Source organism: Streptomyces bambusae (genome assembly GCF_019400985.1).
Lineage (GTDB): Bacteria > Actinomycetota > Actinomycetes > Streptomycetales > Streptomycetaceae > Streptomyces > Streptomyces bambusae_A.
This window is the reverse complement of sequence record NZ_WTFF01000017.1, coordinates 21,450-46,317: the sequence shown is the minus strand read 5'-3', so window position 1 is coordinate 46,317 and position 24,868 is coordinate 21,450. Positions and strand designations below refer to the sequence as shown.

Here is a 24,868-nt window from a genome sequence, read left to right as displayed (position 1 = left end):
CTGCGGAGGGCGGCGATCGCGCGCGACTACGAGCGGGAGATCGAGGGCCTGTACCGGCGGTGAGGGCGGGCCTCCGGTCCCTGCGCCCCTCGGTGGCCGTGCCTGCGGGCCTTCGGCGCCCGGGGCCGCGTGGGGTGGCCGTGCTTGCGGGCTCTGGGGCCCGGGCCTCCGTGCGGCCGTGCCTGCGGGGCTCCGGCCCTTGCGCACCAGGTGGCCGTGCCTGCGGCCGTCGGCCCGCGCCTCCCGGTGGTCGTGCCTCGGGGGTCGGCCCGGGTGTCTCCGGGCAGCCGCGCCAGCAGGCTTTCGGCCTCGGGACTTCCGACGGCCGTGCTTGCTGCGGCCGTGCCTGCGGGCTCCGGCGCGGGCCTTCTGGGGTGGCCGCGCCTGCGGGCTCCGGCCCCCGCGCCCCTCGGGCCGGGCCCGTGGCTCGTGGGCTTCGCCTTCCGGCTGCCGGGCAGCCGCCCCTGGGGATTCCGGGGCCCGTGCCCCGGTTCTGCGGCGCCGGGGCGGCCGGGCTTGCTGTGCGCCCCCGCGTGGTGCGTCACGCGGCCTGTTCGGGCTGGGTGGCGTCGTACGTTGCGCGGTTGGCGTGGACCTCGGCGAAGTGGTTCTCGGCCCAGCGCTTCACCGAGGACAGCAGGCAGGCGAGGTCGGAGCCGAGGCGGGTGAGGGCGTAGTCGACGCGGACCGGTACGGACGGGGTCACGGTGCGGCTGACCAGGCCGTCGCGTTCCAGGGAGCGCAGCGTCTGCGTGAGCATCTTCTGGCTCACGCCGGGGATCTGGCGGCCGAGGTCGCTGTAGCGCAGGGACTCCCGCCCGTCGTCCTTCGCCTCGCGGAGGGCGCCGATGACGAGGCCGACCCACTTGTCGCTGATGCGGGCCAGGAGCTGGCTGGTGGGGCACTCCTTGAGGAAGGTGTCGAAGGCCTGGCGGGCTTCCTCGCGGCGTTCGGCGGCGGTGCGGGTGGCCATGGGCACTCACTTCCGGGTCGGGTACGCACCTTGAAGTGCGTCCTTACGAACGGAAAGTACCTCTCCCTAAGTTAGTTCGCAGCGAAACGGACGAACGAAACGAAACGAAGTGAGAGGGATGAGGGCATGGGCGAGAAGATGATGCGCGCGGTCGTGGTCGAGGCCTTCGGCGGCCCGGAGGAGCTCCGTGTCACGGAGGTCGCCGTGCCGGAGCCGGCCGCCGGCCAGCTGCGGATACGGGTGCGGGCGGCCGGCGTGAACCCGGTCGACGGCGCCGTACGGGCCGGGATCTTCGGCGGGGACGCCCCGCTCGGCTTCGGCTGGGACGTGGCCGGCGACGTCGACGCGGTGGGCGAGGGCGTGACCGGCTGGACGGTCGGGCAGCGGGTGGTCGGGCTGCACTACGGGCCGTTCAAGGCGGTGGGTACGGGCACGCACGCCGAGTACGTCGTCCTCGACGCGGCCGCGGTGGCCCCCGCCCCGGCCTCGGCCGGCGCGGAGGAGGCCGCGGTGCTGCCGCTGAGCGGGCTGACGGCGGCGCGGGCCCTGGACCTGCTGGAGCTGCCCGCCGGGGCGTCGGTGCTGGTCACCGGGGCGGCGGGCGTGGTCGGCGGGTTCGCGGTGCAGTTGGCGGCCGCGGCCGGGCTGGTGGTGACCGCGCTGGCCGGGGCCGAGGACGAGGCGCTGGTGCGGGAACTGGGCGCGGCGGAGTTCGTCGCCCGCGGGGGTGCGCCGGCCGCGCCGGTGGACGGGGTGCTGGACGCGGCGGTCCTCGGGGAGGAGGCGCTGGGCTTCGTGCGGGACGGCGGGGCCTACGTGGGCCTGCGGCCCGGCAGCGCGCCGGCGTCGGTCCGGGGCATCCGGATGGCCGAACAGGAGGTCGCGGCGGACGGCGAACACCTGGCGCGGCTGTCGGCCCTGGTGGACGCGGGGGACCTGACCCTGCGGGTCGGGCCGACGTACCCCCTGGAGGAGGCGGCTGCGGCACACGCAACGCTGACGAAGAGCGGCGTCCGCGGCCGGATCGTCCTCACGGTGTCCTCCTGAGCGGGGCCGCCGCGGGCGGGCACGTGGGCGGGGTGTGCGGGCGGGAGTGTGGGTGGCAGCTGCGGATGGGGGCCGCTGGTGGGGACGAGCGGGGCCAGGCCCGTGGTGGAGCACCGGGTGGACGGTCCGTGCGGGACGGGCAGTGGGGTGCTGGGGCTGTGGGGTGCTGGGTCTGCGGGGTTCGGGGCCTGCGGAGTTCTGGGCCTCGACCCGCCGGCCGCGGGCAGTGGCCCGGCCTCCTGGTAGAGAGGCCGGGGCACTGTCGTCCCCCGTGGTGCCGGGACCGGCGCGGCGCTGTTCCCCGTACGCCGTGCCGGGCCCGGCTGACGTAGCGACTCTCCTGCGCCAACCTGCGCCCGGTCCAGTGCCGTTGGCGAACGGGGTCAGCGTGGGACGTCCCACGCGCTGACCTGCTGGGATGTCCCGGCGCGGGATGCGCTCGTGGGACGACGACGGCGACCGGCCGCGAGCCGGTATCGCGCCAACCCGCTGCCATGACTGGAAGGCCGGCGCCGGGAGCCCCGATCCTGGGGACAGGACATGGGGGGACAGGCTAGTGGCGCGTTGGAAGGAACTGCCTGCCGCGCTCGACGCCCGAGAGCGGCGGCTCGTCGCGGAGTTGCGGCGGTTGAAGGACCACAGCGGCCTGAGCCTGGCTGCGCTCGCGGGCAAGACCGGGTACAGCCGCTCGTCGTGGGAGCGGTATCTCAACGGGAAGCAGCCCGTGCCCCGTGAGGCCGTCGAGGAACTGGCCGGGGTGTGCGGGGTGGACCCGACGCGCCTGACGGTGCTGCACGAGGTGACGGAGCGGGCCCGGCAGGCCGGCGCGGTGCAGCGGGCAGCGCAACAAGCAGCGCAACAGGCACAGCCGGCACAGCAGGTGCAGCACGCGCAGCAGGTGCTGAGCGGGGGCGCTCCTGGCGGGGAGGACGCCTCGGCGCGAGAGGGAGCAGCCGGGCGCGCTGTGGGTGCCGTCGGGCGGGAGGACGGGGCCGGGGGCCCTGCCCTGGACGGCGGCGCCGCCCTGGAGGGCAGCCCTGACCGGGAGCCGGACCGCGACTCGGACCCGGGGCCTGACCGGGAGGAAGCCCCCGGACGGGACGGTGGGCGTGTTCGCGGGCGGGAGCGGGACGGAGCCTCCGGACCGGACGCCCCCGGCCGGGACGGCGCCCCCGGCCGGGACCGTGCCCCCGGCGTCGCCGGCGTCGCCGGGGCGACCGAGGACGCCGGGTCCGCCGGGCCCGCTGAGGCTGCCGGCCCCGCCGGGACCTCGTCGCGGGCCGCTCGGACCGTGACGGTCTCCCTGCGGCGGTGTGTCGTCGCTGGCCTCGCCGTCGTGGTCCTGGCCTTCGTCGCGGGGCTGCTGGCCGGCGGTGCGTGGGCGGGCCGCGACGCGGGCGGCGGTACGGCGGCCGGCAGCGGTGAGGCGGCCGCCGGTACCGGCAAGACCGGCTACCGCCGGGGCGTCGCGTACTCCTGCGACGTCCGGCGCCACGGCGGCGACCTGCGCGCGGGACACAGCACCAGCCGCGAGATCCTGCTCGACACCAACAGCACCGGCTTCGACGTCGTCGAGGTGCAGTGCCTGCTGCGTCAGCACGGGTTCGAACCGGGCGCCACCGACGGGCTGTACGGCCCGACCACGAAGGAGGCCGTGACACGCTTCCAGCAGGTGCGCGGACTGGTGGCGGACGGGATCGTCGGGCCGAAGACCTGGGGGGAGCTGCGCGGGTGAGCGCCGCCGCCGAGTGCGGGCAGCTCGCGGCGGAGCTGAGGCGGCTGCGGGAGCGGACGGGGCTGAGCCTCGCGGCCCTCGCCCGGCGCACCCCGTACAGCAAGTCCTCCTGGGAGCGGTACCTCAACGGCAAGCAGCCCCCGCCCCGGCAGGCGGTCGAGGCGCTCTGCGCCGTCGCGGGGGAGCAGCCCGCCCGGCTGCTGGCGTTGTGGGAGCTCGCCGACGCCGCGTGGAGCGGCCGGGCCCGGCAGCCGGCGCGGGCAGCGGACGATCACGGTTCGACGGGTCGTACCCAAGGCGGTACGGAGCACGGGGCTGCCCCGGCCGACGGCGGGGCGGCACCCTACGACGGCGGGGCGGCACCCTACGACGGCGGGGCGGCACCCTACGACGGCGGGGCGGCCGCTGCCTACGGCGTGGCGGGCGGCGACGGTCGCGGGTCGGCCGGCGCGGATCCGTCCGTGACCGGTGCCGCAGGGGCAGCTCCCGGCCGGCGGCAGCTGACCGGAGCCGGGGCCGGGGCCGGAACCGGGACCAGGGCCGGGACCAGGGCCGGGACCAGGGCCGGGACCAGGGCCGGCTGGGCCGTGGGTGCCGTGGTGCTCGCTACGGCGACCGCCGCCGGCCTGGCGTTCCTGCTGCTGCCCCAGCTCCGGGAGCCGGCACGGCCGGAGGCGGCCTCCGCGGCGCCGGGGTCGGAGCGGCCCGTGCGCAATCCGGGGTGTGCGGCGGCGGCCTGCGAGGGGAAGGACCCGTTGCGCATGGGCTGCGGGGGCGCGGGGATGGTGGCCACGGTGCTGACCGGTTCGGCCGCGGACGGGCGGCAACTGGAGTTGCGCCACGGGGAGCTGTGCCAGGCGGTGTGGGTGCGGGCGTCGGGCCTCAAGGCGGGGGACCGCGTCGAACTGTCCGTACCGGGCCGCCCGCTGGCCCAGGCCCTCCAGGTCACGGACAGGGACCTCGGCCAGTACGTGGCGACCCCGATGGCGGCGGCGGAGAAGGGGCCCGCCGGCGCCCGGTTCTGCCTGATCCCCGGCGGCGCGGCCGAGGACGACCGGGTCTGCTTCGGCTGACCCCGACGCCCGCCGCCCGCCCCACCGGGGGCGGGAAGGCCAGGGCGCCATGAGCGCAGCAGACCGCCGCCCCCTGCGGAGCGGCGGTCTGTCAGCAGCGTTCAGCCGGATCCTAGTAGCCGGTGTACCAGACCCAGTCGCCGGACTGCTGCGGGTTGATGTACTTGTCCTGGGCCCAGCGGAAGCTGGTGCCCGTGCAGCCGCTGTTGTTGAAGGACTTGACCCGGACGGTCCACTTCCACCACCAGCCGTGGATCTGGGTCGAGGAGCCGGGCGACACACGGAAGCACTGACTGGTGTGCTGCCCGTTCTGGTTGTACCCCTCGATCTGGATCGAGTTGGCCGCGTAGGAGTTGTCCTTGAAGCCGATCTGCTGACCGTTGCTGCCGGCAGCGGCAGGGCCCGCACCGAACAGCAGGACCGCACCGGCGAGGGCGACAGCGGTGGCCGCGCCGCGGCGCGGGGTGATGCTCTTGAACACAGATTTCCTTCCGTCGGTTCCGGGACATCACGGTCATCGTGGGCCGGGGCCGGAACACACGGCGAGATATTAGTGATCTTGAATGAATTACCGCTGTTCGACACGCTGTTGGAGAAGAGGTGGGCGAGCCGGGCGAGCAGGCGGAACTACTTGTCCTCGTCCACCCGCAGCTGCCAGTCGTTGCTCGTGTGGAAGATGCCCGGCGGGTACTCGAACTGGGTCTCCCCGAGCAGGGTGAAGCCTGCGCGGCGGCAGACCGCGTTCGACGCCGGGTGGTCGGTCCCCGGGAAGGCGTGCAGGACCGGGCGGGTGCCGTGCTCCGCCACGAACGCGGCGAGTTCGGCGAGCGCCGCCACCGCCAGGCCCCGGCCCTGGAACTCCGGGAAGACGGCCCAGCCGGTCTCGTAGACCTCCTCGTCGCGCCAGTCGCGCTCCCAGAAGCCGACCGAGCCGACGTCCTCGCCGGTGGCGGTCAGCGACACCCGGAACATCCGGCCCTTCGACGCCGGGCCCTCGCTCAGGGCGACGTAGCGGCGCTGGCGGTCCGCCAGCCGGTCGGCGTGCTCCGGGCCGCCCAGGTACTCGGTCATCTCCGGGGTGTTGGCCCGCTCCAGCAGCGGGAAGTCGGCCTCCGACCACGGGGTCAGGCGGACCTCTCCGAGACTCAGCATGAATTCCTCCGTGTCGGCGCCGCGTGCGTGCGCCCAGTTGGTCTCCCGGCCCGTCACCACGAACCCGCACTTGGCCAGGACGCGCAGCGAGCCCGCGTTGTCCGTGGCCGCCCAGGCGTACAGCGGCCGGTGCGTGACCTGCTCCAGCAGCTGCCGCACGGCGGCGCTGGCGATGCCCCGGCCCCAGTGGGCGCGGGCGATGGTGTAGCCGATCAGGCGCTCCTGCGGCGGGCCGAACACCACGATGTTGCCCACGACCTCGTCGTCGGCAAGCACGCTGTGGACCTCGACGTCCGGGTCGGCGAACCTGCCCTTCCACCGGTCGTCGAAGTCGGCCCGGTCGGCGGGGCCGGGTACGGGCGGGAACGCCGCCATGTGGGCGGACTCGGGGTCCGTGGACATCGCCCAGAGGGCGTCCAGGTCCTCCGGGCCGGCTGGGCGCAGCCGTATGCGCGTGGTGTCCGTCATGGTCGGTTCGTCCTGCCCTTTCACCGTGCCGCCGCGGTCGCCGCGTTCGCCGCGTTCACCACGGCCGCCGCGGTCGCCGCGTCCACCGTGTTCACCGCGGCCGAGGCGACCCCGGTGACCGCCTCGATCACCTCGTCGAACGTGTCGGCCACCCACGTGGGTTCCGCGCCGGCGAGTTCGGCCCGGGAGTGGATGCCGTACGTCACGGCGATCGACCGCATGCCCGCCGCCCGTGCCATCAGCAGGTCGTGGGTGGTGTCCCCGACCATCACGGCGCGGTCGGCCGGGGTGCCGAGCCGTTCGAGGACGAGCAGGCCGGACTCGGGGTGCGGCTTGGGGTGGGCGACCTGGTCGGCGCCGACCACGACGGCGAACAGCTCCCGCAGGCCGGCGGCGGTCAGCAGGGCGTCGGCACTGGCGTAGAACTTGCTGGTCGCGACGGCGAGGGTGACGCCCCGGGCGCGCAGCGCGGCGAGGCCCTCCGGTACGCCGGGGAAGAGGAGTTCGCGGGCACGGGGCAGGACGAGTTCCCGGAACAGCTTGAGGTACTGCCGTACGCCTTCGGCCACGCGCGGGTCGGTCTCGGGTACGCCGAGCAGCGTGGCCCACGCGCGTTCCAGGGGCAGGCCGATCGTGGCGCGGACGGCGGCGGGGTCCGGGGCGGGGCCGGGCTCGCCCATCGCCCCGTACGCGGCGAGGAAGGTCTCGACGATGCCGCGCGGGGTGTCGACGAGGGTGCCGTCGAGGTCGAACACGGCGAGGTCGAAGTCCGAATCGGCGAGATCTGGCGCGAACTCGGTGAGCTCGGAGCCGAGTCCGGCCCCCTCGGCAGAGCGACCGGAGGCCGCCGCCGCCCGTCCCCCCGGCGCACGTCCCGCCGCCGCCCGTCCCGTGGTCGGGTCCATCGTGGTCATGCCGCTGCTCCCCCGATCGTGCTGTGCGCCGCGGCCAGCCGGCCCGCGGCCTCGGCGCAGGTGGCCAGGACCGCCATGTTGGCCTTCGCCGAGCGTCCGTCGGTGGCCGCGTCGACCGCGCGCATCAGGTACTTGGTCAGGCCCTGGCCGGACACCCCGTCCCGGGCCGCAGCCGTCACCGCCTCGCGGATCGCGGCGTCGACCTCGGCGGAGTCTACGGCGTCCTCCTCCCGCACCGGGGTGGTGATCAGGAAGGAGGTCGGGCTGCCCAGCGCCCGGTGCGCCTCGACGGCGCGGGCGAGGGCGGTCTCGTCGTCGATGCGGTGCGGGGCGCGGTGGCCGCTCGTACGGCAGTAGAAGGCGGGGAAGTCGTCCGAGCGGTAGGCGACGACGGGCACGCAGTGCGTCTCCAGGTACTCCAGCGTCAGCCCCAGGTCCAGGATCATCTTCGCGCCGGCGCAGACCACCGCGAGCCGGGAGCGGGTGAACTGGATGAGGTCGGAGGACACGTCGAACGTCTCCTGCGCGCCGCGGTGCACGCCGCCGATGCCGGCGGAGGAGAACCAGCGGATTCCGGCCAGTTCCGCCGCCACGACCGAGGAGGCCACGGTGGTCGCTCCGGGGCCGCCGCGGGCGAGGACCACCGGCATGTCCCGGCTGGAGACCTTGGGGATGCCAGGCAGCGAGGCGAAGCGTTCGACGTCGGCCTCGGTCATGCCGACGCGGATCGCCCCGCCGTCGATGCAGATGGTGGCGGGCACGGCCCCGCCCGCCCGGACGGCGTCCTCGACCTTGCGGGCCGTGGCCGCGTTGTCCGGGTAGGGCAGGCCGTGCGTGATCACGTTGGACTCCAGGGCCACCACGGCCCGGCCCTCGTGGAGGGCCTCACGGACCTCCTCGGTGTACGTGATCGGTACGGATACGGAGCTCATCGCCGGGCTCACGCCTCTTTCCAGTAGCCCGGGGCCTTGATGAGCAGCTCCCGGCGGGCGGCGAACGCGGTGACGACCTGCTCGTGCCAGTCCTCCGGGGCCACGGTCTCCAGGGCGATGGAGACCTTGTCCTCGGTGACGCCGAAGGTCTCGGTGACGGCGGCGGTGACGGCGTCGTCGAAGGCCTTGAGGCGCTCGGCGGTCAGGTTGTCCTTCGGGTAGTGCTGGACGTGGACGTGCGGCATGGCTGGATCCCTTCGGCGGTTCGGCGGTTCGGCGGTTCGGCGGTTCGGCAGTTCGGCCGTTCGGCAGTTCAGTCGTTCCGGTTGTCGGCGTAGGCGGCGGTCCGGTCGGCGGCCCGGTCGCGTACCGCGGCGACGAGCTCGGCGATGCCGTGCTCCTCCTTGAGCACCTCGTAGTGGTCGGCGGCCAGGTCGATGACCAGCGGCGGGGCGGCCGAGTAGCCCGAACTGCCCTCGATGAAGGAGTAGTCGTCGCCGGTGGCCCGGACGATGGTCACCGGCGCCCGCAGCCGCCGCTCGGCCAGCTCGCGGAAGGTGTACTCGAACTCGTACGTCTCCCCGACGATCCGGGTGATCCGCCGGATCATGTCCCGGTCCAGCTCGGGGAAGGTGCTCGCGACGAAGTCCACGAAACCGTCCTCGTCGCGGGCCGCGTCCAGGCACTCCTGCAGGCCAGGGCCGGCCAGGGCGCCCGCGAAGACGGAGTAGAGGATCGTGACGTAGCCGGGGTTGGCGTACGAGGACTGCCGCGGGTACGGGCGGCCGTCCGGGTCGCGCAGCATCGGGTTGCCGGGGCAGACCAGCAGCAGCTCGGCGACCTCCTGCCCGGCCTGCTCCAGCTGCCAGGCGCTCTCGAAGGCCACCCGGGCGCCGAACGAGTAGCCCCACAGCGCGTACGGGCCCTCGGGCTGGATCGCGCGGAGCTCGGCCACGTCGGCGGCGGCCATGTCGCGGATGGTGGCGTACGGGGTCTCGCCCGGGTTGATGCCCGCGGCCTGGACTCCGTAGAACGGGCCGCCGGTCGCGGCCGCGCGCGCCAGCCCGCGCAGGTTCATCGGGTAGCCGCCCAGGCCCGGCCAGCAGAAGACGGGGCTGCCGGGCCCGCCGTCGTGCAGCCGGACCAGGCGCGAGGTGGGCACCTCGGCGCCGCCGTCGGCGATGTGGCCGGCGAGGTCGGCCAGCCGCGGGTGGTCGAAGAGGGTCTGCATGGGCAGGGAGATCCCGAACTCGCGGTTGATCCAGCGGGTCAGGGTCATCGCGATCAGCGAGTTGCCGCCGCACGCGAAGAAGCTGTCCTCCATCGACACGCCCTCGTACTTCAGGGCCTTGCCCCAGGCCTTGGCCAGCCACTCCTCGAGCGGGCTGGCGGGGGCGACACGGGCGGTCGCGGAGGCCTGCGCGGCGGGGGCGGTGAGCTCCTCGCGGGCCGCCAGCGTCGGGTAGTCGATCTTCCCGTTGGCGGTGAGCGGCAGCTCGTCCAGGACGACGACCCGGTTGGGGATCATGTAGTCGGGCAGCAGCCGGGCCAGGTCGTCGCGGATCATCTCGGTCGGACCGCGCATGTGCACGGAGTCCTCGCGCATACCGGTGGAGCCGATCTGCTCCTCGCTGACCTTGCCGCCGAGGAAGAAGTACGACGGCCCGGACGCGATCCCCGCGCCCGCCAGGACCTCGTCGATCCGGCGGGAACTGGGCAGCGGGTGCCCGGACTTGGAGGAATAGCCGGACGACATCAGGCCCAGGCGCAGGGAGTTGCGCTGGAGGCGGTGCAGGGTGCGGCCGAGGTGGACGTACTCCAGCCAGGGCTCCGCGGTCCGGTTGACGGCGGTGATGCCGAAGGAGGCCGCCTCGTACACGCCCTGGTTGATGGCGATGACATGGCGCTTCTCGACCATCCCGGAGGCGACGCGGTCGAGTTCGCCGGTGGCCGCGTCGTGCCGGTACAGCCCGCCGGGCAGGTCGAGGACGCGGCCGGGGTGGGCCTGGAGGAACAGGTCGACGGGGGTGTCCGGCCGGTTCCCGGGCGCGTCGGGGACGATCTCGAAGCTGCCGAGGTAGTCGTCCTCGGCGGCGACGTCGAGCCGCTCGCGGAACTCCTCCCGGTACGCGTACGGGCGCACGGTCAGCCCGTACTCGGGCAGCACCTCCTCGAACACGCCCAGCATGTGGCCGGTTTCGAACTCCAGGACCTCGCGGATGTTGTTCGCGTAGACCGGTTCGATGGCGCACCGCTTGCCGAGGAAGTGCAGGCGCAGGGCGGGGGAGTCGGCGGGGTCGGCGGGATCCGCGGGGTCGGCGGGATCGGTGGAGGAGTCCGCGGGTGGTGCGTCCCCGATGCGGACGAGGCTGTGGTCGACGGGGTGGAAGTAGTAGATGCCGCCGCCGTCGGGCAGTCCGGCGGCGCCGCCGCGGGCCTCGATGTAGAGCTGGGTGGCGTACAGGGCGCCGGGGGAGGCGTACGCGTACTTCGGCAGCAGCCGGTCGGCGCTGTGGAAGGGGCCCAGCCAGCGCAGGACCTCGCCCAGTTCGGCGTACGTCAGCTCGGTGACCGGGCGGGGGTGGACGGCCGGGGCTGGGCCCGGGGGCGGCGCGAGGTGGCCGAGCAGGTCGGTCAGGTCGGTGCGGGTGACCTTGCCGCCCTCGAAGAAGCGGTAGGTCTTGCGGGCGAAGGTCTCGCGGCGCTGCCGCTCGGAGGGCGTGCGGCCGGGCAGGGAGAGGACGGGGCGGCCGGCGAGCTCGTCGGCGCCGCGCAGGCCCGGGTTGGAGAGCTGGGCCTTGACCTGGAGCTTGTCGTCCTTGGAGCGATGGTGGGCGCCGGCGCCGTGGTTGCCCTGGTCCATCAGCGCGGCTTCCTTGGGGTTGAGCTCGACCAGCGCGCACAGTTGCTGGAAGCCGGTGCGGGGGTCGTCGGTGACGACGGCGGCGGCCCGGCGGACCCAGTCGTGCTCCTCGATGGCGGAGGCGACCTCCTCCAGCTCCACGCGGTAGCCGCGCAGCTTGACCTGGGTGTCGGCGCGACCACAGAAACGTATCGTCCCGTCGCTGTTCCAGGCGGCCAGGTCGCCGGTGCGGTAGAGCCGCTCGTCGGGCAGGAAGGGGGCGCCCAGGAAGCGCTCCTGCGTCTGCTCGGGCAGGTTCAGGTAGCCGCGGGCCAGCTGGACGCCGCCGATGTAGAGCTCGCCCTTCTCGCCGATCCCCACCGGGCGCAGGTCCTCGTCCAGGATGAAGCAGCGCGTGTCGTCCACGGGTACGCCGATGGACACGATGGCGGAGGCCTCGTCACCGGCGAGGGCGCCGAGGTCGACCTCGTGGGCGGTGGCGTTGATCGTGCACTCGGTGGGCCCGTAGAGGTTGACCAGCGCGGCGCCGGGCAACTGCGCGGCGAACGCCCGGGCCAGCTTGACGGTCAGCGCCTCGCCACCGGAGAAGACCCGGCGCAGGGCGGTGCAGGAGGACAGGCGCTCGGTGTCGATGAGGGCCTGCAGGAGCGTGGGCACGCACTGGAGCGTGGTCACGCCGTGCGCGGCCATGGTGTCCACCAGGGCCTCGGGGTCGCGGTAGGTGCCGGGCGCGGCCATGACGACCCGGCCGCCGGTGGCGGGGGCGAGCAGCTCCCACTGGGCGGCGTCGAAGCTCATCGGGGTCTTCTGCAGCACGGTGGTCGCGGGGCCGAGGTGGCCGCGGGAGGCCAGCCAGTCGAGCTGGGCGAGGATGCTGCGGTGCTCGATCATCACGCCCTTGGGGCGGCCGGTCGAGCCGGAGGTGTAGATGACGTAGGCGAGGTCGTCGCCTTGGGGGGCGGTCCGGCTGCTCCTGCCAAGGTCCCCGTCGCTGTCCCGGTCGCCGTCCCGGTCGGCGTCCTCGGGGCCGTCCTCGTCCAGGACCACGACGGCGGCACCCTCCGGCAGCAACTCCCGTACCCGGTCGGCCAGATGGGCCTGGGTGACCACGAGGTCCAGGGCCGCGTTGCCGGCCATGTAGCGCAGCCGGTCCTGCGGGTAGTCCGGTGACAGGGGCAGGTAGGCGCCGCCGGAGGCGAGGATGCCCCAGACCCCGGTCATCAGGTCGAGGGAGGGCTCGGCGTAGAGGCCGACCGGGCTGCCCGGGCGGGCGCCGAGGCGGCGCAGGCGCGCGCCCAGGCGCCGGGACGCGGCCTCCAGGCCGGCGTACGTCAGGTGGCGGCCCGCGGTGTCGACGACGGCCACCGCATCGGGCCGCACCGCCGCCTGCCGGGCGAGCAGGTCGGTCAGGTGGGCGGGGGAGGACGGTTCGGCCGGGGAGGACGGCCGGGGAGGGGAGGACAGGTCCCCGGATCCGCGCGGGCCCGTCGCGACGTTCGCGTCCGGGTTCACGTCTGCGTTCGCGTCTATGGCGTGGGTCTTCATGGTCTCGACTCGGCTCTTTCCGGGGCGGTGGAGGCGGCGGAGGCGGAAGCGTCGGTGTCCGTGGCGGCGGAAGCGTCGGTGGACGAGGTGGGCGGACGGCGCGGCGGGCGCGGCGGGCGCGGCTGGGCCACGAAGACGGCGGCCAGGACCGCGGCCGCGCCGACGATCTGGAGAGGGGTGAGGGTCTGGTCCAGGACGAGGTAGCCGAGCGCGGTGGCCGCGAGCGGCGAGATGAACCCGAGGAACGACACGGCGAGCGCGGGCAGCCGTTCCACGCCGCGGAACCACACGGCGTACGCGAGCAGCGCGCCAACCCCGCCCAGGTACACGAACCCGGCGAGGTTCCGGCCGGTGACGGCGTCCGGCAGGCCCTCGCCGAGCAGGGTGACCGGCGTCAGGACCAGTCCGCCGACGGCCAGTTGCCAGCCGGTGAAGGTGAGCAGCCCGACGCCCTCGGGGCGGCCCCACCGCTTGGTGAGCACGATGCCGGAGGCCATGCTGGCGGCGGCGAGCAGGCCGCCGGCGACGCCCAGGGCGTTGAGGCCGGCGTTCGGCTGGAGCACCAGCAGGCCGACCCCGGCCGCGCCGAGCGCGCACGCCGCCACGTGGACCGCTCTGATCCGGTCCTTCAGCAGCAGCACGGACAGCACCAGCACGAACATCGGCTGCACCGAGCCGACCAGCGCCGCGACCCCGCCGGGCAGGTTGTAGGCGGCGAGGAACAGGAAGTAGAAGAACGCACCGATGTTGAGCACCCCGAGGGCCAGCGCCCGCCACCACCACGTGCCGCGGGGCAGTGCCCGGCCGAGCGCCACCAGGATCAGCCCGGCGGGCAGCGCCCGGGCGGTGGCGGCCAGCAGCGGCCGGTCCGGGGGCAGGAACTCGGTGGTGACCAGGTACGTCGAGCCCCACACGGCGGGCGCGAGCGCGGTGACGAGCGAATCCGCCGCGAGCCGGTGCCCGCTCACCCCGCTCACCGCCGGGCGGCCAGGGCCGAGTCGGTGGTGCCGAAGAACCGGTCCCCGAAGTCCCCGATGCCGGGGATCATGAACGCGTTCGGGTTCAGCCGCTCCTCGATGGAGGACGTGATCAGCGTGACCTCGGGGTGTGCGCGGCGGACGGCGTCGATCCCTTCCGGCGCGGAGAGGAAGTTGACGAGCACGATCCGCTCCTCCCTGACCCCCGCGCCGAGCAGCACCTCGATCGCGGCGTTGGCGCTGCCGCCGGTGGCGAGCATCGGCTCCAGCAGCAGGACGTGGCGGTCGGCGATGTCGTCGGGGAGGTTCCAGTACTGCAGGTGGGGCAGCTTGGTGGTCTTGTCGCGCTGGATGAGGATCTTGCCGACCCGGATGCCCGGTATGAGCAGGCGCAGCTCCTCCACCATGGAGTCGCCGGCCCGGATCACGGGTACGGCGCACAGCTTGCCGGTGAACCGCAGCCCGGGGTAGGTCTCGCCGACCGGGGTGGTGACGTCCTGCTTGTCGAAGGGCAGCAGGTCCAGGGCGGACTCCAGGAGGAGCCGGATGACGCGGCGCGCGTAGTGCACGAAGTCCGCGCGCGGGACGTCACGGTCCCGGATGATCGTGTGCAGCGCGCGCAACTGGTTGGTCTGCGGCAGCTGGTGGACCTTCTCGCTGGTCGTCATGACACCTGCTCTGCGTCGGCTTCCGGGGACGTGGGGTACGGGGCCGCCCGGGCGGCGGCACCACCGCCCGAAAACAAAACAGATTCTTTGTTATTCAGCCCCCCGCACGGAACACCCCACCCAGTTGCCACCACCAACCGCCAGCGGAACACGGGGGACCCATGCGAAGGCGTCGGCCCGTGCGGCCGGTCGTGCGGTCAGAACGCGCGCAGGTATACCCGGGCTTGGTCGGCTTCCAGGTTCTCGATGTGGATCTCCAGCCACGCGACACTGCGACGTCGGTAGTCCTTGACGCAAGGAGGGCAGACACCTGCCCAGAGTGCGCCCTTGAGTGTTTGCGGCTCCGTGAGGCCGAGGTGTCCGAAGAGTTCGGGTTCCGACGTCGAGCTGATACGCCATGGCTTGAGCGGCTCTTCGGAGTGCAGGTCCTCTGCAACTCGGGTTGCGGTGGCCCTGTCGGTGCGGAAGGAGAGGATGTACTCGTCCTCCCGGGGGTTGACCTGCACGGCGCCCTTTACGTCCGTGGCCCCCTCGGGGATCTGAACTTTCATGAACGCCGCCGCCTCGGTGGCGCCGGCGCCCTCCTCCCAGCGCGGATAGGTGCTCTCGCGTGTGGCGCTGCCCGGTGCTCCGGTCGAGCAGGACGTGAGAAGCAGCGCGGAGACAAGCGCCGCGCACATTGCTCCGCACGCCCGGTTTCGGTTTCGCATGCTCACCGGTTCTCCTCGTCGCCCCGCGAGACGTCTCCACGGCCGCCCGATCGGCCAGGGTCGGCAGGGTTCACTGCAGGGCTCGCGTCGCCGTTCAAATCGCGCGTGAACGTCGGGCTGCTACCGCGCATGTCGAACTCTTGGGCGATGCCGACGGTGTGAAGGTGGCCCATGTCTTCGTCCCGGATGACGATTCCCCCGGGGAAGTCTGTGGACTTCCCCTTGTCCCAGTTGTAGCGGTCCCACACATTGACCTGATACTCGAGCGACACATCAGGCTTGCCGGCCTCGCCAGGTCTGACAGTGACCATGCCCGAGACGGTCTGCTGGTGTGACCCCACGGCGTGATACCAGTCTGTGTCCTTTGTGAACGTACCGCCGTATTGTTTGCTCTCGACCGGAATGGTGATCGTTCTATCGCCTCCTGCCTTCTCGAATTCGGCGAGCGCTTCCCTGCGCCACTGCTCCTGGTTCTGTGCGATATGGACCCGTTCGATGTCGGACCGGAACTTGGCATCGTCGTGCAGCATGCGGTTCACGTCGAGGGAGAGAGGTTCGCCGGTGGCGCGCAGGTAATGCAAGATGTTGCGAGAAGCCCCGGTTTCTCCGGTGAGGTCGCCAGCCGTGGCGAGGCCGAGGGCCCAGGCGTGGAACTTCACATCCCGTGGCGTGGGGTCCTCTACACCGAATGGCCCGGATCCAGGGTCAGGAGACGTCCACTGGTACTGCGGGTCCATGATCCCTGCCGCCCGTAGTGCGTCGCCCTTCTCCTGGAGCAGGATGCCTCGGGTGGCAGGGTCGAGGCTGCGCCACCAGGCGGGGACATCCTTGCGGTCCTTGGGCATGTTGGCGGCCTTGCCGGCCTCCTCCAGGGAGGGGTACGGGCTTGCCTTGGGGTTCCGGTTGAAGCCGTTGAACGTGCCGTCCATGAGGTCGGAGTCGAGGACGGCGGCGGCGAGCGCGAGACGGATGCCGTCGTCGGCGTCGGTGACCGCCTTGACGGCCTGGGCCAGCTTTTCGGACCACTCGCTGGCGTGCGTGCGGGCGCTTTGCTGGAAGTCGGGGTCGTGGAGGTATGCCGTGCGCTCGCCCTGGGTGAGCCGCTCCGTGTCGTACGCGACGACACCCTGGTCGGACACGCGCATGCCCGCCTTGACCGCGTCGTCACGGATCGCCCTGACCCGGTTCCGCAGGTCGGTGAGTTGTGTGTGCGCGTTACGCAGGATGCCGGCGACTGCTTTCGCCTCCTTCTGCGCTCCTTGGAGTTCCTTGAGGGTGACGGTGAACCTTTCGTTGGCGGCTTGGGCGCTCAGGCCGATCCAGGACTCGCCGAGCGAGACGCCGTGGACGTCCTTCGCGTACTGGTCCTCAAGTGTTTTGAACTTGCCTGCCGTCTCCTCCCACTTGCCGGCGGCAGCGGTGAGTGTGGACAGGTCGGTGCTCATGACTTCGTGATAGGTCGGCATGTCTCCCCCTGGGGCCGGTCGGCCGGCCGGTCAGATGCCGTTGATCCGCGACTGGCGGGCCAGGGCCAGCCGCGCGGTGGTGTCGAGTTCGTTGCTCTGGAAGCTGACGCCGGTCGCGCTCAGGGCCTGCTTCTCCGAGGCCAGGCGGCCGAGCAGCATCGTGACCTGCCTCTCCCAGGTCTCGTGCGCCTTCTTCAGCGCGCTGGAGGTGTCCCAGCCGTGACCGTCCTTCGGCCCGAACTCCTTGACCGCGGCACCCATGCTCTCAGCCGTGTGCTTGCCGTCCCTCGTGACACCCGGCTCCAGGTCCTCGTTGATCGCTTTCGCCGCCGCCTTCTTGGCCGCCGGGCTGGCTGCCATGTCCGGCTTGCCGACACCGCCGCCGCCCGCCGCCGGGGCGAGCTGGTTCAACCGGGTCGAGACGGACTGCTGGGCTCCCGAATCCGCCTTGATCTGCTCCCACTCATCCCAGGCCATGGATCCCTCCCTGTTGATGTCCCGTCAGGCAACTTACGGAACGGAAACCGCGTACAGAAAGCGTGATCCGGTCAGGAGGCACGCAGAGTGGCTCAATCGCGCCCCGGTTGAAGAGGTCGGACAGCGGTACGCCGATGGTGCGCCTGCGGTCAGGGCCAGACCAGGCAGTACGGCTGGTGGCCCGCCTCGTGGAGGCGGTGGGAGAAGTCCTGCCATTCGTGGAGGAGCTGGTAGACGTTGAAGGCGTCGCTCGGGCCGCCGCGGTCCGGGACCGTGGACCAGATGAAGGCCGCCGCGCCGACCGACTCCTCGCCGATGTCGCGCAGCGGGTCGACCACCGTCATGGGGAGCTTGACCACCGCGTAGTCGGGGTGGAGGACGACCAGCTCCAGCGGCGGGACCTTGTGCAGGGGTATGCCCTCGATGCCGGTCAGGACCATCGCGGCCACCGTCTCCGGCTTGATCTTGGTGAACATGCCGCCCATGCCGAGCTCGTCGCCGCCGAGCTCCTCCGGGCGCATCGAGATCGGGACCCGGGCCGCCGTCGCGCCGTCCGGCGCGCCGAAGTACTTGTACGTCACCCCCATGCCGCGGCCCCCGATCGGCGAGCCGACGCGGTCCCCGTCGGTGTCGGACGGACGCCCGCGGTCCCCGTCCGTGTCGGACGCCCGCCCGCCGTCCCGGGAGCCGCCCGGCCCGCGCCGCCGGGGGCCGCCCGCCCCGAGCCGTCGGGAGTCGTCCATCCCGCGGTCGGGGTCCGTGTCGCGGCCCGTGGAGCCGACCGTGTCGCGATCCTTGTCGGGGTCCGTGTCGGGGTCCGCCCCGCCGTCCCGAGCGCCGTCCTGCCCGAGCCCCTGGACACCGTGCCCCTGGGCACCGTGCCCCTGGGCACCGTGCCCCTGGGTGCCTCGCCCCTGAGCGCCGTCCGCCCCGCGCCCCCGGGACACGTCCGTCCGGCGGTCCGCGGAGCCGTCCCGCGTGCGGCCCTCGTCGCGGTCCGCGGCGGGGTCCGCCACGCGCTCCGACCCGAGTCCCGGCCCGAGTCCCGGCCCGAGTCCCGATCCGCGCTCCGCCCCAGGTCCAGCCCCAGCCTCCGGCATCGGCGAGGCCTCGGGCAGCCCGGTCGGTTCCGTCGACGCGCGGCGGCGGTGCTTGCCGCGGCGGCGGGCTTCGCGGGCCTCGCGGGCGCGCTGCGGGTCGAGGCCGTCCGTACCCTCGCCCGGTCCACCACCGCGTTGCATATCTCCACCCGACTGGTCTTGCCTGCCCCGGCCCCGTGGCCCCCGCCACGCAGCCTGATCATCATGGCAGTGACCTCCCCCGCGGCGGCGCGGTGAAACGCCCGTCCGCAAGTCGGTCGCGGCCTGGTGAGACCATGGCTCGTGTGAGCTACCCGTACCCGTATGAAGCCCCAGTTTCGCAGACGCTCTTCGAGCGCGCGTCCCTCGTGACCCCCGGCGGCGTGAACTCTCCGGTCCGCGCCTTCCGTGCCGTGGGCGGAACGCCCCGGTTCATGGTCTCCGGTACCGGTCCGTACCTGACGGATGCCGACGGACGCGAGTACGTCGACCTCGTGTGCTCCTGGGGACCGATGATCCTCGGCCACGCCCACCCCGAGGTGATCGCCGCCGTGCAGGAGGCCGTCGCCCGCGGCACCTCCTTCGGTACGCCCGGCGAGGGCGAGGTCGCGCTCGCCGAGGAGATCGTGGCCCGCGTCGAGCCCGTCGAGCAGGTGCGCCTGGTCTCCTCCGGCACCGAGGCGACCATGTCGGCGATCCGGCTCGCCCGCGGCTTCACCGGCCGCGCCAAGGTCGTCAAGTTCGCCGGGTGCTACCACGGCCATGTCGACGCGCTGCTGGCCGCCGCCGGTTCCGGGCTCGCGACCTTCGCGCTGCCCGACACCCCCGGCGTCACCGGCGCGCAGGCCGGCGACACGATCGTGCTGCCGTACAACGACCTCGACGCCGTACGGGCGGCCTTCGCCGCGCACCCCGGCCAGATCGCCTGCGTGATCACCGAGGCCGCCCCCGGCAACATGGGCGTCGTCACCCCCGCCCCCGGCTTCAACCAGGGCCTGGCCGACATCTGCCGCTCCGAGGGCGCGCTCTACATCTCCGACGAGGTCATGACCGGCTTCCGTACCAGCCGCGCCGGCTGGTACGGCGTGGACGGCGTCAAGCCCGACCTGATGACCTTCGGCAAGGTCATGGGCGGCGGTTTCCCGGCGGCGGCGTTCGGCGGCCGCGCGGACGTCATGGCGTACCTGGCCCCGGCCGGCCCGGTCTACCAGGCGGGCACGCTCTCCGGTAACCCGGTCGCCACCGCCGCGGGCCTCGCCCAGCTGCGGCTGCTCGACGACGCGGCGTACGAGAAGGTGGACGCGGTCTCCGCCGAGATCCAGCGGCTCGTCACGGGCGCGCTGGCCAAGGAGGGCGTCGCGCACCGGCTGCAGACCGCCTCCAACATGTTCTCGGTGTTCTTCACCGCCGACGAGGTGCGCAACTACGAGGACGCCAAGCAGCAGGAGTCCTTCCGCTTCACCGCCTTCTTCCACGCCATGCTGGCCGGCGGCGTGTACCTGCCGCCGTCGGCGTTCGAGTCGTGGTTCGTCTCCACCGCCCACGACGAGCGCGCCGTCGAGCGGATCGCCGCCGCGCTGCCGGCCGCCGCCCGCGCCGCCGCGGAGGCCACCGAGGCCACGGAGGCCACGGCATGAGCGGGAACGAGATCACCGTCGTCCACCTCGTGCGGCACGGCGAGGTGGAGAACCCGGACGGCGTCCTCTACGGCCGCCGGCCCGGCTACCACCTCTCCGCCCTCGGCCGGCAGATGGCCGACCGGGTCGCCGAGCACCTGGAGGGCCGGGACATCGCGTACGTCGTGTCCTCCCCGCTGGAGCGGGCCCAGGAGACGGCCGCCCCGATCGCCAAGAGCCACGGCCTGGCGCTGGCCACGGACTCGCGGCTGCTGGAGGCGGAGAACGTCTTCGAGGGCAAGACCTTCGGCGTCGGCGACGGCGCGCTGCGCAAGCCCTCGAACTGGAAGCACCTGACCAACCCCTTCAAGCCGTCCTGGGGCGAGCCGTACGTCGAGCAGGTCGTGCGGATGATGAGCGCCCTGGAGGCGGCGCGCGACGCGGCGCGCGGCCACGAGGCGGTGGCGGTCAGCCACCAGCTGCCGATCTGGATCGTGCGCAGCTTCGCGGAGAAGCGGCGGCTGTGGCACGACCCGCGGCGCCGGCAGTGCACGCTCGCCTCGCTGACCTCGTTCACCTACCAGGGCGACCGGCTCGTGTCGGTGGGCTACAGCGAGCCGGCGCGGGACCTCGTACCGGCGCACCTGCTGGCGGGGGCGAAGCCGGTGAAGGGGAAGTCGAAGGCCTTCGGCGCCTGAGCCGGCCCGGCGGCCCCCGGCCGGCCACCGGACGGCCCCCGCCCGGGCCCGGTGCCGCGTCGGGGGGTGCGGAAGATCCCTAAAACGCCCATGCGAAACTTTTCACATGAGCCCTAGCCGCGCCCCCCGCCGCCGCCGCTCGACCCGCGGCCGCGCGATCCTGCTGACCGCGGTGACCGCCGCCGGCGCCCTGACCCTGACCTCCTGCGGCGATTCCGGCGGCAGCAAGGCCGCCAAGAGTTCGGGCGGCGGCTACGTGACGGGCGCGAGCGGTGTCTCCACCGTCGCCCGCGGCGAGCGGACCGAGGCGCCGAAGCTCGACGGCGAGACCGTCGACGGCAAGACGCTCGACACCAGCACCCTCAAGGGCAAGGTCGTCGTCCTCAACGTCTGGGGCTCCTGGTGCCCGCCCTGCCGGGCCGAGGCCCCGAACTTCGCCAAGGTCTCCAAGGAGCTGGCCGACGCCGGCAAGGACGTGGCCTTCGTCGGGATCAACACCCGCGACAACAGCAAGCAGGCCGCGATCGCCTTCGAGCAGAACTTCGGGATCACCTACCCGAGCCTGTACGACCCGGACGGCAAGCTGATGCTCCGCTTCCCCAAGGGCACGCTCAACGCGCAGTCGATCCCCTCCACGATCATCGTCGACAAGGAGGGCCGGATCGCCGCCCGCACCCTCGTCGCCGTCAGCGAGGAACAGCTGCGCAAGATGATCGACCCGGTCCTCGCGGAGCAGTGAGCCACGTGCCGCTCCTCCTCGCCGCCGGAACGACCGGCGTGAACGAGACCGTGCTGGGCGGGGCCCTCCTGCTGGCGCTGCCCATCGCCCTGCTGGCCGGACTCGTCTCCTTCTTCTCGCCCTGCGTGCTGCCGCTCGTACCCGGCTACCTCTCCTACGTCACCGGGGTCAGCGGTGCCGACCTGGCCGAGGCCCGGCGCGGGCGGATGCTGGCCGGGGCCGGCCTGTTCGTCCTCGGCTTCACGGCCGTGTTCGTCTCCGGCGGGGCGCTCTTCGGCTACTTCGGCGAGACCCTCCAGGAGAACCGGCGGATCATCTCCCAGGTGCTCGGCGTCCTGGTGATCGTGCTCGGGCTGTTCTTCATGGGCCTGATCCCGGGCCTGACGATGCGCGAGTTCCGCTTCCACCGCAAGCCCACGGCCGGGCTGGTCGGCGCGCCCGTGCTGGGCGTGCTGTTCGGCGTGGGCTGGACCCCCTGCATGGGGCCCACGCTCGCCGCCGTCTCCACGCTCTCGCTCAACGAGGCGAGCGCGGGCCGCGGCGCGCTGCTGACCACCGTGTACTGCCTGGGGCTGGGCCTGCCGTTCATCGCGGCGGCGCTGGCGTTCCGCAAGGCGCTGGGCGCGTTCGGGTGGGTCAAGAAGCACTACGCGTGGGTGATGCGGATCGGCGGCGGCATGCTCATCGTGACCGGACTGCTGCTCGTCACAGGAATGTGGGACAGCATCGTCCAGGAGATGCAGGGCTGGACCCAGGGCTTCACGGTGGGGATCTGAGGACGAGGACATGAGTACGACGGACAAGGCCGCCCCCGCGAACGCCACGGACGCCACGGACGCCACGGCGGACACCGCCGACACCGCTGCCGCCGCGCAGCTGTCGACCGCGCCCGCCGAGGACGGCGCCGCCGCCCCCGTGGGCATCGGCGTCATCGGCTGGCTGCGCTGGTTCTGGCGGCAGCTCACCTCCATGCGGGTCGCGCTGATCCTGCTGTTCCTGCTGACGCTCGGGGCCATCCCGGGCTCGCTCGTGCCGCAGACCCACATCGACCCGATGAAGGTCGAGCAGTGGAAGAAGACCCACGAGTTCTGGGTGCCGCTCGCCGAGAAGCTCCAGCTGTTCGAGGTCTACGGCTCGGTGTGGTTCTCCGCGATCTACATCCTGCTGTTCGTCTCGCTCATCGGCTGCATCGTGCCCCGCACCTGGCAGTTCGTCGGCCAGCTGACCGGCCGCCCGCCGGGGGCGCCCAAGCGGCTCGACCGGATGCCCGTCTACGCCACCTGGCGCACGAGCGCCGCCCCCGACGAGGTGCTCGCGCACGCCCGCGGCCTGCTCGGCCGGCGCCGCTTCCGCACGGAGGCCGCGCCCGGCGGGACCTCCGTCGCGGCGGAGAAGGGCTACCTGCGCGAGGCCGGGAACCTGGTCTTCCACGTCGCCCTGATCGCGATCCTCGTCGCCTTCGCCGTGGGCAAGCTCTACAAGTACGAGGGCGGCAAGCTCGTCCTGCGCGGCAAGGGCTTCTCGAACACCCTCACCCAGTACGACGACTTCAAGCCGGGCTCGCTCTTCGACTCCGACGACCTGCCGCCGTTCAGCTTCACCCTGGACCGGTTCGACGCCTCGTTCGAGACGCACGGGCCGCAGCGCGGCACCCCGCGCACCTTCAAGGCGTACGTCACCTACAGCAAGGGCGCCGACGGCACGCCCACCCCGGCCGAGATCGAGGTCAACGAGCCGCTGGAGGTCGACGGCTCCAAGGTCTTCCTGCTCGGCCACGGCTACGCCCCGGTGATCTCGGTGACCGACCCCACCGGCAAGGTGATCTTCAAGGACGCCGTGCCGATGCTGCCGCAGGACGCGAACCTGACCTCCTCCGGCGCGGTGAAGGTGACCGACGGCTACGTCGACCCGAACGGGGTCAAGGAGCAGCTCGGCTTCAGCGCGTGGTTCGTGCCGACCTTCGCGGGCGAGGGCTCGGGCACGATGTTCTCCCAGTTCCCCGACCTGGCCAATCCGCGGCTGGCGCTGAACGCCTGGCACGGCAGCCTCGGCGTCGACTCCGGCCTGCCGCAGAACGTCTACCGGCTCGACACGTCCAAGATGCAGCAGTTCAAGGACGACAGCGGCCAGCAGTTCAAGGCGCGGCTGGCCGTCGGCGAGGAGATGGTGCTGCCGAACGGCGCGGGCACCGTGAAGTTCGAGGGCATCGAGCGCTGGGCGACGTTCCAGATCTCCGAGCAGCCGGGCAACGGCCTCGCGCTCGTCGGCGCCGTGGGCGCCATCGTGGGCCTGGCCGGCTCCCTGTTCATCCACCGCCGCCGGATCTGGGTCCGGGCGGTCGCCGGCCCGGACGGCGTGACCGTCGTCGAGCTGGCGGGCCTCGGCCGCAGCGAGTCCGCCAGACTCCCCGAGGAGCTGGCCGGCCTCGCCGCCGCCCTGAACGAGCAGGCGCCGACCGCGCCCGCCCCCGAGCCCGAGCCCGCCCCCGAGCCCGACGACGCACAAGCCGAAGAGCCCCCAGCCGAAGAGTCCCGAGAAGGAGAGCGCGGATGACCCCGCTCGCTGCCGCAGCCAACGAGAACCTGGCTGAGATCAGCAACTACCTGATCTATTCGTCGATGGCGGTCTACACGCTCGCCTTCTTCGCCCACATCGCCGAATGGGTCTTCGGCAGCCGCAGCAAGGTCGGCCGTACGGCCGCCGCGCTGACCGCCGCCCGCGCCGGCGCCGCCGGCAAGCCGGCGGCCGGGACGCCCGCGGTGCAGGTGCGTACCCAGGGCGGCGGCACGGCCGTCCTCGACAAGCCGGAGGTCGTCAGCCGGTCCGCGGCCGGCAGCCGGGACGTACCCGACGGCCCCGGCGCGGCCGGCGGCACCGAGAAGGGCGACCTGTACGGGCGGATCGCGGTCTCGCTGACCGCGCTCGGCTTCCTGATCGAGGCGGGCGGCGTCGTCGCCCGCGCGCTCTCGGTCGAGCGGGCGCCCTGGGGCAACATGTACGAGTTCTCGATCACCTTCTCCACGATGGCGGTCGGCGTGTACCTGGCCCTCCTCGCGGTGGGGAAGAACGTCCGCTGGCTCGGCCTGATCCTGGTCACCACCGTCCTGCTGGACCTCGGCATCGCCACGAAGTGGCTCTACACCGACAGCGACCAGCTGGTCCCGGCGCTGGACTCGTACTGGCTGTGGATCCACGTCTCCACCGCCATCTTCTGCGGCGCCACCTTCTACCTGGGCGCCGCCGGCACCGCCCTGTACCTCTTCCGCGACTCCTACGAGGCCAAGCTCGCCGGCGGCGGCAAGCCCGGCACGCTCGCCTCGTCCGTGCTGGAGCGGCTGCCGTCGGCGGCCTCGCTGGACAAGTTCTCGTACCGGATCAACGCGGCCGTCTTCCCGCTGTGGACGTTCACGATCATCGCGGGCGCGATCTGGGCGGGCGACGCCTGGGGCCGCTACTGGGACTGGGACCCCAAGGAGGTCTGGTCCTTCGTGACCTGGGTGGCGTACGCCTGCTACCTGCACGCCCGGGCCACCGCCGGCTGGAAGGGCCGCAAGGCCGCCTACCTGGCGCTCTTCGCCTTCGCCTGCTGGATCTGGAACTACTACGGCGTGAACATCCTGCTCAACGGCAAGCACAGCTACGGCGGCGTCTGAGCCCCCGCCCTCCGTACACGCGCGGCCGCGCACCCTGGGCCCGGGCCCGAGGTGCGCGGCCGCGCGTACGGAGCGACGCTGGT

Annotated in this window: 22 protein-coding genes; 9 read left to right on the top strand and 13 right to left on the bottom strand. The window is 72.9% G+C overall.

Going from position 1 to position 24,868, the window contains the following annotated elements; translation table 11 throughout:
• Window positions 1-541 precede the first annotated feature (541 nt).
• Window positions 542-973, bottom strand: a complete 432-nt coding sequence (locus GPJ59_RS05120; protein ID WP_219665148.1) for a winged helix-turn-helix transcriptional regulator — start codon at window positions 971-973, stop codon at window positions 542-544.
• Between the two features lie 141 nt (window positions 974-1,114).
• Here GPJ59_RS05120 and GPJ59_RS05115 point away from each other — a divergent pair, with 141 nt between their 5' ends.
• The 3 genes from GPJ59_RS05115 to GPJ59_RS05100 all read left to right on the top strand — a co-directional run bounded on the left by GPJ59_RS05115 (window position 1,115) and on the right by GPJ59_RS05100 (window position 4,828).
• A complete protein-coding gene (locus tag GPJ59_RS05115; RefSeq protein WP_219665161.1) occupies window positions 1,115-2,020 on the top strand; it encodes an NADP-dependent oxidoreductase in 906 nt (301 codons plus the stop codon).
• Between the two features lie 556 nt (window positions 2,021-2,576).
• On the top strand, window positions 2,577-3,755 hold the full coding sequence (locus GPJ59_RS37135; protein ID WP_308120143.1) for a helix-turn-helix domain-containing protein: 1,179 nt from the start codon (window positions 2,577-2,579) through the stop codon (window positions 3,753-3,755).
• The gene (locus tag GPJ59_RS05100; protein ID WP_219665147.1) at window positions 3,752-4,828 is read left to right on the top strand and encodes a helix-turn-helix domain-containing protein; all 1,077 of its coding nucleotides are present in this window, start codon (window positions 3,752-3,754) and stop codon (window positions 4,826-4,828) included. Before GPJ59_RS37135 ends, GPJ59_RS05100 begins: the two co-directional genes overlap by 4 nt.
• 112 nt (window positions 4,829-4,940) lie before the next feature.
• On the opposite strand, the gene GPJ59_RS05095 is transcribed toward GPJ59_RS05100, so the two are convergent.
• The 12 genes from GPJ59_RS05095 to GPJ59_RS37130 all read right to left on the bottom strand — a co-directional run bounded on the left by GPJ59_RS05095 (window position 4,941) and on the right by GPJ59_RS37130 (window position 17,743).
• Entirely contained in the window at window positions 4,941-5,309 is a 369-nt protein-coding gene (locus tag GPJ59_RS05095; protein WP_219665146.1) for a hypothetical protein, read from the bottom strand.
• Between the two features lie 146 nt (window positions 5,310-5,455).
• Complete coding sequence (locus GPJ59_RS38390) at window positions 5,456-6,448, bottom strand: GNAT family N-acetyltransferase (RefSeq protein WP_308120142.1); 993 nt, start codon at window positions 6,446-6,448, stop codon at window positions 5,456-5,458.
• Window positions 6,449-6,468: 20 nt separating this feature from the next.
• Complete coding sequence (locus GPJ59_RS05080) at window positions 6,469-7,362, bottom strand: HAD family hydrolase (RefSeq protein ID WP_258023896.1); 894 nt, start codon at window positions 7,360-7,362, stop codon at window positions 6,469-6,471.
• A complete protein-coding gene (locus tag GPJ59_RS05075) occupies window positions 7,359-8,294 on the bottom strand; it encodes a pseudouridine-5'-phosphate glycosidase (protein WP_258023895.1) in 936 nt (311 codons plus the stop codon). The genes GPJ59_RS05080 and GPJ59_RS05075 overlap by 4 nt, the downstream gene beginning before the upstream one ends.
• Before the next feature lie 8 nt (window positions 8,295-8,302).
• Window positions 8,303-8,539 carry a tautomerase family protein gene (locus tag GPJ59_RS05070; RefSeq protein ID WP_219665144.1) on the bottom strand — a complete coding sequence of 79 codons (237 nt, stop codon included), beginning with the start codon at window positions 8,537-8,539 and terminating at the stop codon, window positions 8,303-8,305.
• A gap of 68 nt (window positions 8,540-8,607) precedes the next feature.
• A complete protein-coding gene (locus GPJ59_RS05065; RefSeq protein ID WP_219665143.1) occupies window positions 8,608-12,702 on the bottom strand; it encodes a non-ribosomal peptide synthetase family protein in 4,095 nt (1,364 codons plus the stop codon).
• Window positions 12,699-13,670, bottom strand: coding sequence for an EamA family transporter (locus GPJ59_RS05060; protein ID WP_219665142.1), 972 nt, complete (start codon window positions 13,668-13,670; stop codon window positions 12,699-12,701). Before GPJ59_RS05060 ends, GPJ59_RS05065 begins: the two co-directional genes overlap by 4 nt.
• 5 nt (window positions 13,671-13,675) lie before the next feature.
• Window positions 13,676-14,347, bottom strand: coding sequence for a uracil phosphoribosyltransferase (gene upp / locus GPJ59_RS05055; protein ID WP_219665141.1), 672 nt, complete (start codon window positions 14,345-14,347; stop codon window positions 13,676-13,678).
• A gap of 197 nt (window positions 14,348-14,544) precedes the next feature.
• On the bottom strand, window positions 14,545-15,057 hold the full coding sequence (locus GPJ59_RS05050) for a hypothetical protein (RefSeq protein ID WP_219665157.1): 513 nt from the start codon (window positions 15,055-15,057) through the stop codon (window positions 14,545-14,547).
• Window positions 15,058-15,059: 2 nt separating this feature from the next.
• Window positions 15,060-16,502, bottom strand: a complete 1,443-nt coding sequence (locus GPJ59_RS05045) for a hypothetical protein (protein WP_258023894.1) — start codon at window positions 16,500-16,502, stop codon at window positions 15,060-15,062.
• A gap of 51 nt (window positions 16,503-16,553) precedes the next feature.
• Window positions 16,554-17,000, bottom strand: coding sequence for a hypothetical protein (locus GPJ59_RS05040; RefSeq protein WP_219665139.1), 447 nt, complete (start codon window positions 16,998-17,000; stop codon window positions 16,554-16,556).
• Window positions 17,001-17,149: 149 nt separating this feature from the next.
• Window positions 17,150-17,743, bottom strand: a complete 594-nt coding sequence (locus tag GPJ59_RS37130) for a hypothetical protein (RefSeq protein WP_258023900.1) — start codon at window positions 17,741-17,743, stop codon at window positions 17,150-17,152.
• A gap of 632 nt (window positions 17,744-18,375) precedes the next feature.
• Here GPJ59_RS37130 and hemL point away from each other — a divergent pair.
• The 6 genes from hemL (at window position 18,376) to ccsB (ending at window position 24,785) form a co-directional block, all read left to right on the top strand.
• On the top strand, window positions 18,376-19,716 hold the full coding sequence (gene hemL, locus GPJ59_RS05030) for a glutamate-1-semialdehyde 2,1-aminomutase (RefSeq protein ID WP_219665137.1): 1,341 nt from the start codon (window positions 18,376-18,378) through the stop codon (window positions 19,714-19,716).
• On the top strand, window positions 19,713-20,393 hold the full coding sequence (locus GPJ59_RS05025) for a histidine phosphatase family protein (protein ID WP_219665136.1): 681 nt from the start codon (window positions 19,713-19,715) through the stop codon (window positions 20,391-20,393). Before hemL ends, GPJ59_RS05025 begins: the two co-directional genes overlap by 4 nt.
• 106 nt (window positions 20,394-20,499) lie before the next feature.
• A complete protein-coding gene (locus GPJ59_RS05020; RefSeq protein ID WP_219665135.1) occupies window positions 20,500-21,132 on the top strand; it encodes a TlpA family protein disulfide reductase in 633 nt (210 codons plus the stop codon).
• A 5-nt stretch (window positions 21,133-21,137) separates the two neighbouring features.
• A complete protein-coding gene (locus tag GPJ59_RS05015; protein WP_219665156.1) occupies window positions 21,138-21,908 on the top strand; it encodes a cytochrome c biogenesis CcdA family protein in 771 nt (256 codons plus the stop codon).
• A gap of 10 nt (window positions 21,909-21,918) precedes the next feature.
• A complete protein-coding gene (resB, locus tag GPJ59_RS05010; RefSeq protein ID WP_219665134.1) occupies window positions 21,919-23,685 on the top strand; it encodes a cytochrome c biogenesis protein ResB in 1,767 nt (588 codons plus the stop codon).
• Complete coding sequence (gene ccsB / locus GPJ59_RS05005) at window positions 23,682-24,785, top strand: c-type cytochrome biogenesis protein CcsB (protein WP_219665133.1); 1,104 nt, start codon at window positions 23,682-23,684, stop codon at window positions 24,783-24,785. Before resB ends, ccsB begins: the two co-directional genes overlap by 4 nt.
• The last annotated feature ends 83 nt before the right edge of the window (window positions 24,786-24,868 follow it).

Bases quoted from the DNA above. Each gene is read 5' to 3' on its own strand.
- GPJ59_RS05120 (WP_219665148.1), bottom strand. From the start codon at position 973: ATGGCCACCCGCACCGCCGCCGAACGCCGCGAGGAAGCCCGCCAGGCC.
- GPJ59_RS05115 (WP_219665161.1), top strand. From the start codon at position 1,115: ATGCGCGCGGTCGTGGTCGAGGCCTTCGGCGGCCCGGAGGAGCTCCGT.
- GPJ59_RS38390 (WP_308120142.1), bottom strand. From the start codon at position 6,448: ATGACGGACACCACGCGCATACGGCTGCGCCCAGCCGGCCCGGAGGAC.
- GPJ59_RS05080 (WP_258023896.1), bottom strand. From the start codon at position 7,362: ATGACCACGATGGACCCGACCACGGGACGGGCGGCGGCGGGACGTGCG.
- GPJ59_RS05075 (WP_258023895.1), bottom strand. From the start codon at position 8,294: ATGAGCTCCGTATCCGTACCGATCACGTACACCGAGGAGGTCCGTGAG.
- GPJ59_RS05070 (WP_219665144.1), bottom strand. From the start codon at position 8,539: ATGCCGCACGTCCACGTCCAGCACTACCCGAAGGACAACCTGACCGCC.
- GPJ59_RS05065 (WP_219665143.1), bottom strand. From the start codon at position 12,702: ATGAAGACCCACGCCATAGACGCGAACGCAGACGTGAACCCGGACGCG.
- upp (WP_219665141.1), bottom strand. From the start codon at position 14,347: ATGACGACCAGCGAGAAGGTCCACCAGCTGCCGCAGACCAACCAGTTG.
- GPJ59_RS05050 (WP_219665157.1), bottom strand. From the start codon at position 15,057: ATGCGAAACCGAAACCGGGCGTGCGGAGCAATGTGCGCGGCGCTTGTC.
- GPJ59_RS05045 (WP_258023894.1), bottom strand. From the start codon at position 16,502: ATGAGCACCGACCTGTCCACACTCACCGCTGCCGCCGGCAAGTGGGAG.
- GPJ59_RS05040 (WP_219665139.1), bottom strand. From the start codon at position 17,000: ATGGCCTGGGATGAGTGGGAGCAGATCAAGGCGGATTCGGGAGCCCAG.
- GPJ59_RS37130 (WP_258023900.1), bottom strand. From the start codon at position 17,743: ATGGACGACTCCCGACGGCTCGGGGCGGGCGGCCCCCGGCGGCGCGGG.
- hemL (WP_219665137.1), top strand. From the start codon at position 18,376: ATGGCTCGTGTGAGCTACCCGTACCCGTATGAAGCCCCAGTTTCGCAG.
- GPJ59_RS05025 (WP_219665136.1), top strand. From the start codon at position 19,713: ATGAGCGGGAACGAGATCACCGTCGTCCACCTCGTGCGGCACGGCGAG.
- GPJ59_RS05020 (WP_219665135.1), top strand. From the start codon at position 20,500: ATGAGCCCTAGCCGCGCCCCCCGCCGCCGCCGCTCGACCCGCGGCCGC.
- resB (WP_219665134.1), top strand. From the start codon at position 21,919: ATGAGTACGACGGACAAGGCCGCCCCCGCGAACGCCACGGACGCCACG.
- ccsB (WP_219665133.1), top strand. From the start codon at position 23,682: ATGACCCCGCTCGCTGCCGCAGCCAACGAGAACCTGGCTGAGATCAGC.